Source organism: ANME-2 cluster archaeon (assembly GCA_019429385.1).
In the GTDB taxonomy this organism is placed as follows: domain Archaea; phylum Halobacteriota; class Methanosarcinia; order Methanosarcinales; family Methanocomedenaceae; genus Methanocomedens_B.
The window spans coordinates 1-11,148 of sequence record JAHYIS010000051.1 but is presented as its reverse complement, the minus strand read 5'-3'; the positions used below and the strand labels follow the sequence as shown (position 1 = coordinate 11,148).

General features: G+C 41.9%; 11 protein-coding genes and 1 tRNA gene. 5 read left to right on the top strand and 7 right to left on the bottom strand.

Going from position 1 to position 11,148, the window contains the following annotated elements:
- From K0A89_12305 to K0A89_12295, 3 genes are all read left to right on the top strand, one after another.
- Nucleotides 1–457 (top strand): hypothetical protein (locus tag K0A89_12305; GenBank protein MBW6519266.1); only part of this gene is annotated, 457 nt, incomplete at its 5' end.
- A 44-nt stretch (nt 458–501) separates the two neighbouring features.
- A complete protein-coding gene (locus K0A89_12300) occupies nt 502–3,243 on the top strand; it encodes a PGF-pre-PGF domain-containing protein (protein ID MBW6519265.1) in 2,742 nt (913 codons plus the stop codon).
- An 86-nt stretch (nt 3,244–3,329) separates the two neighbouring features.
- On the top strand, nt 3,330–4,310 hold the full coding sequence (locus K0A89_12295) for a hypothetical protein (protein ID MBW6519264.1): 981 nt from the start codon (nt 3,330–3,332) through the stop codon (nt 4,308–4,310).
- Between the two features lie 60 nt (nt 4,311–4,370).
- Here the strand turns inward: K0A89_12295 and K0A89_12290 are convergent, their stop codons facing one another.
- Nucleotides 4,371–6,503: a hypothetical protein gene (locus tag K0A89_12290; protein ID MBW6519263.1), complete on the bottom strand. Its 2,133-nt coding sequence runs from the start codon at nt 6,501–6,503 to the stop codon at nt 4,371–4,373.
- A 139-nt stretch (nt 6,504–6,642) separates the two neighbouring features.
- Here K0A89_12290 and K0A89_12285 point away from each other — a divergent pair, with 139 nt between their 5' ends.
- A complete protein-coding gene (locus K0A89_12285; protein ID MBW6519262.1) occupies nt 6,643–7,824 on the top strand; it encodes an argininosuccinate synthase in 1,182 nt (393 codons plus the stop codon).
- Between the two features lie 97 nt (nt 7,825–7,921).
- A tRNA-Val gene (locus tag K0A89_12280) sits at nt 7,922–7,995 on the top strand.
- Between the two features lie 79 nt (nt 7,996–8,074).
- On the opposite strand, the gene K0A89_12275 is transcribed toward K0A89_12280, so the two are convergent.
- Genes K0A89_12275 through K0A89_12250 form a run of 6 tightly spaced genes read right to left on the bottom strand, consistent with a single transcriptional unit; the run spans nt 8,075 to nt 11,037 of the window.
- Nucleotides 8,075–8,263: a hypothetical protein gene (locus K0A89_12275; GenBank protein ID MBW6519261.1), complete on the bottom strand. Its 189-nt coding sequence runs from the start codon at nt 8,261–8,263 to the stop codon at nt 8,075–8,077.
- Between the two features lie 12 nt (nt 8,264–8,275).
- Nucleotides 8,276–9,103: a Bro-N domain-containing protein gene (locus tag K0A89_12270; protein ID MBW6519260.1), complete on the bottom strand. Its 828-nt coding sequence runs from the start codon at nt 9,101–9,103 to the stop codon at nt 8,276–8,278.
- Complete coding sequence (locus K0A89_12265; GenBank protein MBW6519259.1) at nt 9,103–9,255, bottom strand: hypothetical protein; 153 nt, start codon at nt 9,253–9,255, stop codon at nt 9,103–9,105. Before K0A89_12265 ends, K0A89_12270 begins: the two co-directional genes overlap by 1 nt.
- A complete protein-coding gene (locus K0A89_12260; protein ID MBW6519258.1) occupies nt 9,248–10,012 on the bottom strand; it encodes a hypothetical protein in 765 nt (254 codons plus the stop codon). The genes K0A89_12265 and K0A89_12260 overlap by 8 nt, the downstream gene beginning before the upstream one ends.
- Nucleotides 10,009–10,869 carry a DUF488 family protein gene (locus tag K0A89_12255; protein ID MBW6519257.1) on the bottom strand — a complete coding sequence of 287 codons (861 nt, stop codon included), beginning with the start codon at nt 10,867–10,869 and terminating at the stop codon, nt 10,009–10,011. The genes K0A89_12260 and K0A89_12255 overlap by 4 nt, the downstream gene beginning before the upstream one ends.
- A gap of 18 nt (nt 10,870–10,887) precedes the next feature.
- Nucleotides 10,888–11,037 carry a hypothetical protein gene (locus tag K0A89_12250; GenBank protein ID MBW6519256.1) on the bottom strand — a complete coding sequence of 50 codons (150 nt, stop codon included), beginning with the start codon at nt 11,035–11,037 and terminating at the stop codon, nt 10,888–10,890.
- Nucleotides 11,038–11,148: the final 111 nt, after the last annotated feature.

The window sequence follows — 11,148 nt, the reverse complement described above, 5'->3', positions numbered from 1 at the left end:
TGGCACTTCCAACTTCAGTGCAGGACTGGTCGGCAGGCACATACCCAATGCTTCAGCTCCGCAGCAGCACAGTACCGCTAATCTGACAACGACGTATGCCGAGTGCTGGAATTGTCACAACAACAGTATCAATAGCAGTGCGACCATGTGGCAGAACAACAGGTCACTTGTGTCCCATTACGGTACGAACAGCAGCCTGGTGGCAACGAACTCCAACGATACCGTTGATGAGTGTTACAACTGCCACGATAATTCTATAAACCAGTCCAGGTATGGAAATGCCCCCCAGACCGTGATGGCCTCCCAGATACAGTGTTACGAATGTCACAATGGTGACTGGCAGTTAGAGAAGAGATTACCGTTCCTGCCAAGGACGTGGGTCTTCTATTCATCAGAACCGGGAGACCTGCACAACCAGAAGATGGGAACGTATTGGGCGTGTTCAACGTGCCATTAATTGAAAGGAAAGATATATTTGGTAAAAAATCCATTATGATGGTGATGAAAATCATCATTCTATTTTTATTTTTATTATGGATAGTGCACCCTGTATCTGCTACCTTTAATATTACACCCCACGGTAACTCATTTCCAGTTTCGGTAGGTGCAGAAATACCAGGCGCAGTTTATGTTAATGATATTGACAAAGACGGTACAGGCGAAATAGTTGTAGAAACCTACAGTAATCTCTTTTTGTATGATGTATCGACAAGTAACCTACAATCCATTTCATCATTAGCAGGAGCTCTTCATACAATAACGAAAATGCCAGACCCCAATGCAGGAAATCTGGCAGGTGATAATAAACTTGAAATTGTTATTGGTGATAAGACATCAAAAAAGCTTTACGCATGGAATAGTGACAGGACATCGGTAGCTGGCTTCCCGTTAACGCTTGCAGGTAATATATATTCCACACCCTCTCTGGCTGATGTGGACAATGATGGTTATTCAGAAATTGCGATTGGAAGCGATGCAAATCTGGTATATCTCGTTAACGGTGACGGGACGATTTTCACGAACTGGCCCGTGGCTGTTGGAGGCGGAGTACACTCACAACCTGCATTCGGTGATATTGATGGCGACGGAGAATTTGAAATAGTGGTCACTGCACTGGATAATAAAGTATATGCTTTTAATATCGATGGTTCAAATGTTTCAGGCTGGCCACAGTCAATATCTTCGTTTGGTGTGACATTTTTGTATAATTCACCTGCAGTTGGTGACCTTGACAATGATGGAACCGATGAAGTCGTAGTTTCAGCATCCGTGATTGGCAACTTATATAGTGGGAAGTTGATAGCCTATAATGGAGACGGTTCACTTCTTTGGAATGCGCAAACCTATTACAATGCCTATTCATCTCCTGCAATCGGCAATATTGATACTGATGCTAAAAATGAAATTGTAGTAGGTTGTGTTTATTCAGTATTTGCCTTTGAACATGATGGTACGCTAAAGTGGACACATCTTTTCGGGGAAAATGAAGTATATTCAAAGCCCCTCCTGAAAGACATTACCGGCGATAGTATCAGTGAAGTATTTGTTGCTTTAAAAAGTGGTACTCTCCTCGGATTCTATGGTGACGGTACATCCTTTATGCAGGAATCATCAGGCGGAAATGTACTTGGAACTCCTTCAGTCTATGATTTTGATAATGACGGATCGCTGGAACTGGTCGTTGGTACAGGGGCAGGATATATCCAGGCATGGAATATAGAATTCATTCCAGTATATCCCACTGTATCATTGACAACTCCTGCACCGAATTCTGTTTTTGTTCAGGGTGAAATAATTTCTTTTACCGGAAGTGGAAGTGACCCGGACGGTGCAATAATGTTGGGTTTGTGGAGTTCAGATGTCAAAGGTGGTCTTGGTTCCGGCGACCTACTCAATGTTGATTCAAGTAGTCTAAACTTAGGGTATCACAACATATCATATACCGTTTATGACAGGGACGGTCTTTCAAGCACTTCAATGATAACTATAAAGATCGGCCTTAAACCCATAACTTCCATAACAAAACCCGTAACCGGGATTACACCGTTGCAATGGACAAATATTTCATTCAGTGGCACTGCCACCGATCAGGACGGTTCTGTAGTTGGGGTCAGGTGGGAATCTGACCGTGATGGGCTGCTCAGCAATCAATATACATTCAGCTCGCAGGACCTTAGTATCGGGAACCATATAATAACCTTCACTGCCACAGATAACGATGGATTCAATACATCTTCACAGGTCGGCATATCTATCAGGGAACCAAAACCACCGATATGCCAGATCATAAAACCAATCACGAACTCGGAATATAAAGTAGATGAAATAGTATTTTTTAAAAGTTCGTCCAGTGATCCCGATGGTATTGTGGAGACGTATGAATGGTATTCCAGTAGAGATGGATACCTAGGAAATAAATCCGATTTTAACAGGTCAGACCTGTCACCTGGAACTCATTTGATATTTTTCAATGTGATGGATAATGATAACCTGACATGGACCGATCAGATTACCCTAATGATCATGGATGAGACCGCTATGGTTGGAGGTGGGGGTGGAGGCGGAGGATTTACCGGTGAGGAGTATACTAATATCGAGGTCAATGAATATGTGACCTCCTTTGTACTGAACGATAAGAAGATCACCTATGATTTCAAAGTGGCAGACCCTATCCTGAGCATTGAGTATACTGCGCTTAGAAGTGCAGGCAAGATCACTTCAGTGGTTGAGGTGCTGCACGATAAATCTAAATTAGTACCAGTTCCGGCTCCCTATTCAATATATAAGAATGTAAACATCTTTGTGGGGCTCTATGGCTATGCAACAGAGCAGAATATAAGGGATACAACGGTTTCTTTCAAGGTTAAAAATGACTGGATAGAGTCCAACGAAATTGATGAATCGAAGGTTGCCCTCTACAGGTACACGGACGGGGCCTGGATTGAACAGCCAACAGAGCTGGATCATAAAGATGATACGTATGTATATTACAGGACCCATGTGAAGGGTTTTCCTTCATTTGCAGTATCGGGGCGGAAATTGAATGAAGAAATACAGACCCAGGATGGGGAGGACATATCAGGAAATGAGGCTTTATCAACAAAGGATACTGATGACAGTGTGGGAGGTAATATATTCTCGGATTTTGATTCATTAACTAATTTCCGATTAGGTGCCGGTCTATTAGCTCTCAGTATGATCTGTATAGTCCTTCTATTATTCTTTAAGAAAAGGAACAATTAATTAATATTAATGCATAGATGATACGTATTATTTTATGGAATAAAGATATTCTGAGGCTGACAAGAATGAAATTGAATACTGTTAATATGTTACTGATTATAGCTACGTTTGCGATCATCCTTTTTTTTTCGGGGGTATCCTCTGCTCAGGAAGTCCCGGATTGTCTTTCTTGTCATGAAGATGTGCGTCACGGGCAGCAGAACAACACATTTTGTATCAATTGCCACATTAATTACGAAGTATCTGGTGTTGAGCATGTTGATGAAAACATATCCAACATAATACCATACGTGCATGGAGCATTTGACTGGGAGAATAATAATCAGATTTCAGGCGACATTCCTGTGGACGAGAGTTGTCCGGCATGCCATGTCAGCATCCACTCAATGATAAGTGCAAGGGATGCCCCTGAGATGTTCAGGAAATGCGAGGATTGTCACGTACCGGGTGGCATCGGACCTTCAGAAGGCTCATCAGGTTGGGATTTGAGAACCGACATTGAAAGTCTTATTCCAAAGATATATGCCCATTATAACGGTTCAGGTATAATGAATGTCAAAGACCAGTCAGGAGCGGTCAATGGTACGTCCATTTCCACCTGTTTTGATTATAATGTCAATACTGGTGAGGGTACCTGTCATGGTGTAGGTGAAACCTTTTCCGGCAATGCTGGTGGTTATTTCAGCCATGTGAACGATACTGAAATATCAAGGGTTTCAGGTCTGTATAATAATCCAAGTGACCCATACCAGTATGATGTTATCGTTGATACTATGCCAGATACATCTGATTGTATGTTCTGTCACTATCAAGAAAACGAATCAATAAGGTTTGCGTGGGGCGGTGCAGTTCAGCCGGTTTCAGAGATTCATTTAAACGTTACTGCAAATATGGATTGCTGGCAGTGCCATACAAAGAATGGTAAAGAACCTGTTAGTTTCCATTCAGACACAATGGGTGAAGAAGAAGAGAAAGGAACATTGCTGTGGGTAACCATCATTGGTGCAATATCTATACTGGCTGTTGGTAGTGCAGTGTACTACTTCTTTGTCTTGAAGAAAAAGTAAGATTGTTGTATTCGGTTTTCAGTGCTGGAGTTACCTTTATTGTCAGATAAGGTTGTTAGTTTATGTTAAAATCTGCTCTAATTTATCAGCAGTCCTGTCAAGCTGATGAAATACCATTCCAAACTGTACATCAGGTCTTGTGAATACTACCATTATATGGTCAGTACTTATAGGCATAGCAACCAGGACTTTATCAGATAGTTCTATACTGACTCGATTTCTGAACCCTCCTTTTTGGGTCAGGCATTCTTCAAGACTTAGCATATCAATGATTTTAATCATTAAATTTGAATTCATAGTTCCAGGATCGATTGCGGTTATGAGTTTTCCGTTAATATCTATCAACCCTATGTTGCTAATCTTATCTTCACTTTGAAGTGCAGAGAAGATGGCATGTACCATTTCTATACTAATATCAGGTAACGGAGCCAATATTGTCTCAACATTGTTTTCAGCTCTTTGCGTAAATCCCTGGTCTACTATTTTAGTTCCCTTGACTCTTGCTTTGATTTCTGCAACTTCTGCTCTGATTTTTGTAACTTCTGCTTTAGTTTCCGATACATCTGATTTTATCTCTGTAACTTCTGCTTTAGTTTTCGTTACATCTGCTTTAGTTTCCGATACATCTGCTTTGATTTCTGTAACTTCTGCTTTAGTTTCCGTTACATCTGCTTTGATTTCAGTAACTTTTGCCTTAGTTTCCGTTACATCTGCTTTGATTTCAGTAACTTTTGCTTTAATTTCCGTTACATCTGCTTTGATTTCAGTAACTTTTGCTTTAGTTTCCGTTACATCTGTTTTGATTTCTGTAACTTCTGCTTTAGTTTCCGTTACATCTGCTTTGATTTCTGTAACTTTTGCTTTAGTTTCCGTTACATCTGCTTTGATTTCTGTAACTTTTGCTTTAGTTTCCGTTACATCTGCTTTGATTTCTGTAACTTCTGCTTTAGTTTCCATTACATCTGCTTTGATTTCTGTAACTTCTGCTTTAGTTTCCATTACATCTGCTTTGTTCTCTGTAACTTCTGCTTTAGTTTCCGGGATTTTTTCCTTATCATCGTCGAATTCTGGTGATGGATGTTCCTGATATTCAGTTTCATCTTTTTGGGTGGTCTCTTCTACAGGAGATAACCGTAGTTCGATGATTGGGTCCATTACCAGCTGTTCTATGCGATGTAATTCAGTTTCAATTTCCAGATTTGTCTGGAGTTTTTTAGATATGGCATTTACTTCATCAGTATCTTCATTAACTTGTATAGTCTCTTCGACTTCTTTTGTTAATGTTTTATGCGTCCTGTATTCTGGTTTGAGAATGAGATGGTCCATTTCAAAAGATTTTAACATTGCAACAGCAGATGCTTCAAAATCAATCCCTTTGATTCTTTCAGAAAGGTCGTCCGCCAATTCCGCAAAGTCCATTTCTTCAGAATTAATGTCATTGAGACCAATAAAGTCTTTTTCAAACTCCAATAGTTCAGTTTTGACTTCGGGTGTTGCTTCATCTACACTGAATTTTTTAAGAACATCATGAGCTTGCTGTCTTATTTCCAAGGAAGGGTGTTTACTTGAAAGATCCTTAAGTACGTTATAGGAATCATCAATCACTTTTGGCGAATATTGTGCAATCTCACCAATCAGTTTTATGGCATATATCCGTTCATCAACATTTAAACCATTGAGTGATCTTATTAAGTCTGATGTGTAATTTGAAAAGAATTCAGGGTTAGATTTTGAAATTGTGTCCAGGATATAATAAGATGCCGAACGAATGTGGCTGTTAGAACTTCTCATTTTCTTTAGTGATTCTGGTACGGCAGGCTGCATCAGGTCTGGAGACACAGAAACTATGATACTCAGGATATCCAGGGCAATTAATATGCTGTTAATGTCAAGTGCATTATCATCTGGTATCTGTATTATTTTTATAAAAGCATCAATTGAGTTTACCAGAAGCTCAGTTTCTGTTTCGGCAATATTAAGAAGTATTTCTAGACAGTAGCCGAAAGTTTCTTTTTTATCGGTTTGGATAATTCCTATTAATGCAAGGGCTGTGTCTTCTATTAGTTCAGGATCTTCTTTAAGAGCTTTTTTTAAAGACTCAACAATTTTTTTACTGCCCTGGCCTTTTTCTATCCTAGTTAAATTGTAGTCTACCGTTTTTTTAGGGGAACTAAATACCATTTTATTTTCCATCCCTGTTTTACATATTAATAGAGAATAATTATTATGTTAAAGCTGTAATATAGATGGTTCAAATATCTTATATAATATTCGATGATTTAACATCCAAATTCATTGATATGATTGACAATAGAAAAGGATATGATGATAAATGAAAGGTAAGGTTGTATTGGCCTATTCAGGTGGTCTGGACACATCGGTATGTATTCCCATTCTTAAGGAGAATTATGATTTTGAAAAAGTCATTACCGTTGTTGTTGATGTGGGACAGGCAGAGGAAGAGATTGTAAAAGCAGAAGAAAAAGCAGAGTTGATCGGTGATAAGAATTATACCATCGATGCGAAAGCAGAATTCGTACAGGATTACCTGTTTCCCTTGATAAAGGCCAATGGGAATTATGAAGGATATGTGCTGGGTACTGCCATTGCAAGGCCCCTGATTGCCAAAAAAGTGCTTGAAATAGCCATACATGAAGGTGCTGTTGCACTGGCTCACGGCTGTACCGGTAAAGGGAATGACCAGTTGAGGTTTGAAGCTGTGTTCCGTTCATCTGACCTGGAAGTAATTGCACCTATGAGGGATATGAACCTGACCCGGGAGTGGGAGATAGAATATGCCAGGGAACACGGGATCCCTGTTACCGTTACTAAGGAGAAGCCCTGGAGTGTTGATGAGAATATCTGGAGCCGCAGTATCGAAGGAGGCCAGCTGGAAGACCCGGGTTTCATACCTCCCGAGGAGATCTTCGGATGGACCCGGTCACCTGAAAAGGGACCTGAGGCTGAGATCATCGAGATAGGATTTGAAGGCGGTGTTCCCGTCTTTCTGAATGGTACACGTCTGGATGGTTTGACTTTGATCACTGAACTGAACCGCATTGCCGGCATCCATGGTGTGGGCAGGACCGATATGATAGAGGACAGGGTGCTGGGTCTTAAAGCACGGGAGAACTACGAGCACCCGGCTGCGACCGTACTTTTGGCGGCCCACAGGGACCTGGAACGTCTGGTGCTGACCAGGGCAGAATTGAGTTTCAAGGCAAGAGTGGATGAGCAGTGGTCCGAGCTGGCATATATGGGATTGGTGGACGAGCCGCTGTTCCATGATTTGAACGCTTTTATCGATGCTACGCAGGTGCGTGTGGAAGGTGCTGTGAAGCTGCGGATGTATAAGGGCAGTGTCATGGCGGTTGCAAGGAGTTCACCCTTTGCCCTGTATTCTGAGAACCTGGTGTCTTTTGATGAGTCTTCTATTAACCAGAAGGATGCGGAAGGGGTGGCCAAGTACCACGGATTCCAGGGCAGGCTGTACCAGAAAGTGATAAAGAAATAATCAATGATATTGATGAGGCTATTGCATTGATTTGCGATAGTCTTATCTTATATTGATAATATTATTGCGCTTGCAATTTTTTTGCTTAAACAGATGTGGGCCTGTGGTCTAGCTGGTTATGACGTCGCCTTCACACGGCGGAGGTCCGGAGTTCGAATCTCCGCGGGCCCACTTCCCCTACTCTGGCCAGTAGCGGGCCGCACACGTATGCAGCCCTGCGGGGCTCCATACGTGGACTGTGTTGTTTTCTTCATTGTCCTTTCACGACTTGCACCCACGGATGCGCCTTTATCTGCCGGATGTGCGCCTGGATTTCAATGTCATCTTTGAGGCGCTTGTACACATTTTCGATGGTTGTCGTGTTGTTTTTCTCAAGCCCCGCAAGCTCCTCCGCTTCGGTGGCGGTGGGCCTGCCTAACATTTCACACAATTTATACATGTCATCATCCTTTTATTTCATCCCAAGCCGCTTTTTCTTTTCAGGTTCTTCCAGGTAATTTTCACCCGTTATTACGTTCTGTTTAGTTTTCTGTTCCAGTTCCAGACGTGCATTTTTTGCAATCGTACCACCTGCTTTTGATGCTTTTTTGTGCTCATTGAATGATTTTGGATTTTGTGTTCGTTCAATCTCACCTGTAGATGCTTCTCCGAGCATCGAGAAAATAAGCTCCAAATCGGTCATATGGTCTCTAAGATTTTCGTTTTCTATGCCCTTGAGTTTTTTGTATTCAGAAGGTGTTAACCCGAAACTGGCTTTTGAGATTTCGGCTGTGAGTATTGCAAATTCAATCTGTTCAGTTATTCCGCGTTTTTGCCATTCATCCGTCAGGTCCTGCCTTACGGCAATACCCCTGAGGCGTTTATCTATCCATGATTTTGAGTAGCCTTTCTGCTCATATATCTCTTTCATGCGCTCCTGCGCAAGTTCGGGATTTTCTATTTCTTTGATTCTTTCAGAGCCGACATGAGCAAGCCATCGTTTGAATGGTTCAGCCTTTGGTGATGGAATGGATTGGATGATGCGGAAGATACTTTCAGTATTGGAACAGGTTATTTTCCGTTTCCTGCCGTCCTTTGCAGTCATTTCAAGGGGGGTACAGATTGTACCCCAGTACGAATTTAATTGTTCATCACGGGAGCGCATTTTTTTGATGTATTGTTTTACATCGGCGCTGTCAGTCAGTGCTTCAACAATGTCAGAAACACAGAACCACCATTCATTTTTAAACCATGTTCTCCTTATTTTTTTATCCTGAAAAACAACGAGCTTGTTATCCATTATCTACCTTCCACCACCCTTACCCACGGATGCGCCTTTATCTTCTCGATGCACGCCTGTACCCCTTCATCATCCCTGAGGCGCTGGTACACCTTTTCGATGGCTGCCATATTCTCCTCCTCAAGCGCCTGCTTTTCCTTCATATTATACACCTAATAAAGTTGTCTGAACGGTGCTATCGGAGATTGTATTTTTCAGTAGTGAAGGATAGAAAATTCCTATAATAATCCATGTACCAAAGCGGAAATGTGTACCCATAAAAAAATAGAGGTCTCTTGCCTTCATGAAATCAAAGAATTTTGTGCGGATTTTCTCCTTCACTGCATCAGGGTCATTGTCGTTGCGCATCACATTTCTGGCCAGTTCGTTCAGTTCCCAGTCTATTAGAATTATGTTGTGGCCTTTGCACCCGGGTTCGTTTTTACATTTGAACTGGTATCTCAGTTCCACTGGTATTTTCACTTTTTCGTGTGTTTCGAGATAATCTCCTGCCATTGAAAAGTATGTTTGTTCATCAGATATTTTCGTTGTGTTTATTTGAATTTTTACGTCCTGAAGTTCTGGTTTTATTATGCCCAGGCTTGCACTTGTTTCATTTAGTTTTTCAATAGAAGTTACAAGTGGTAATATCCTGGTGCGCACTTCTTCATCGTTTAGTCGTGTGTTAAGGTTTTTGTGAGTGACGACTTTTCTGCTCTCTGGTCTTTTATCATTGTCCGGCTCTGCGAGGATGACACCTATCATGTCCCTTTTCCTGAAGTCGATGAGGTTTTCTCCGTGCCTGAACTCGAAAGGATATAATCGTCTTAGATGGTTGTCTTCATTTATTCCTGCAACACAAACAAGGTGACCGTGTCGGTTGCTTTTTTCCGGTGTTGCCCTGACCAGCACGAGGATGTTTTCTTTCAAAGGGCAGTCGCCTCCATCCCGTGTTTCATTTCTATGTCCCTGGCGATAATGGTTCGATGGCAATATGCTGTATCTGCCTCGAAGCACATGAGGGCTGTACGGTGTGTCCTGCTCAATTGTGTGATGTGCTCAATCTGGTCGGGATATTCTTTTAGCGTGGTGTCACGGTATTTTTTAAACAGTTCCTGGTAGTCTTTTATTGTGGACAGGTTGTCTCTTTGGTTGCTTTCTATTCCGAGTTCCGGGATGTGGATGTATTGCATGCCCATTTTTTCCAGGTAGTTCTGGAGTTTGTTTCTGGTGAAACTGAAATTCATGCTGAAAGGGTTTTTCCTGACATCGATTATGAGGTCAATATCGTTTTTTATCAATGTGTTGAGGAATGAGTCAATATCCCTGCCTTCATACCCTATTGTGAAAAGTCCAGGAGTGGTTTGTTTTGTGGGCTGCTGGACTATTTCGCTTTTTACTGTGTATTCGGGGAATTTTTTATAAACATATTTTCGTATATCACGGTCTGAATTGAACTTGCGTGTAACCCTCTTCACTTTTAATGATGCCTTCCGGTCTGCGGTCCGGGCGGCTTGAATTCCTTTTTCGGTTAATGAAAGGTGTGTCCCTTGCTCGGTCAGTAATCCTTCTTTTTCCAGTTTGGCGAGGTCTGCATAGCATACGTTGGAAAATGGGCCGTACCTGTAGGGAAAGAAGTTGTAGAATTTGATGAGGCGGCCTATGTTTTCTTCATGGGCGAGCAGGAACAGGTTTTTCACAAGCATGAACCTGGACGATGTACCTTTTTCGTCAAGTGCTTCGATGACCTTCAGGAGGATTCGCTGTTTGTGGTTGAGGGATTTCATTTTTTCAGATTCCCTGGCTTATCCATGATTTTCTTCCACAACCCGTACCCACTCATGCGCCTTTATCCTCTCAATCTGCGCCTGAATCTCCTTATCATCCTCGAGGCGCTGGTATACCTTTTCGATGGCTGCCAGGTTCTTTTTCTCAAGCGCCTGCTTTTCCTTCATCTCCTCATCGGTCAGTTGGTCTTTGAATTCCAGTTCAGCCCAGCGGTCGTAGTTTATTGGCTCAAGGTGGGGGCTGGTTTAGCGGCGAGATCTGTGGGAATGCTGTCGGCG

Bases quoted from the DNA above. Each gene is read 5' to 3' on its own strand.
- K0A89_12300 (MBW6519265.1), top strand. From the start codon at position 502: ATGAAAATCATCATTCTATTTTTATTTTTATTATGGATAGTGCACCCT.
- K0A89_12250 (MBW6519256.1), bottom strand. From the start codon at position 11,037: ATGAAGGAAAAGCAGGCGCTTGAGAAAAAGAACCTGGCAGCCATCGAA.
- K0A89_12275 (MBW6519261.1), bottom strand. From the start codon at position 8,263: ATGTATAAATTGTGTGAAATGTTAGGCAGGCCCACCGCCACCGAAGCG.
- K0A89_12295 (MBW6519264.1), top strand. From the start codon at position 3,330: ATGTTACTGATTATAGCTACGTTTGCGATCATCCTTTTTTTTTCGGGG.
- K0A89_12285 (MBW6519262.1), top strand. From the start codon at position 6,643: ATGAAAGGTAAGGTTGTATTGGCCTATTCAGGTGGTCTGGACACATCG.
- K0A89_12270 (MBW6519260.1), bottom strand. From the start codon at position 9,103: ATGGATAACAAGCTCGTTGTTTTTCAGGATAAAAAAATAAGGAGAACA.
- K0A89_12290 (MBW6519263.1), bottom strand. From the start codon at position 6,503: ATGGAAAATAAAATGGTATTTAGTTCCCCTAAAAAAACGGTAGACTAC.
- K0A89_12255 (MBW6519257.1), bottom strand. From the start codon at position 10,869: ATGAAATCCCTCAACCACAAACAGCGAATCCTCCTGAAGGTCATCGAA.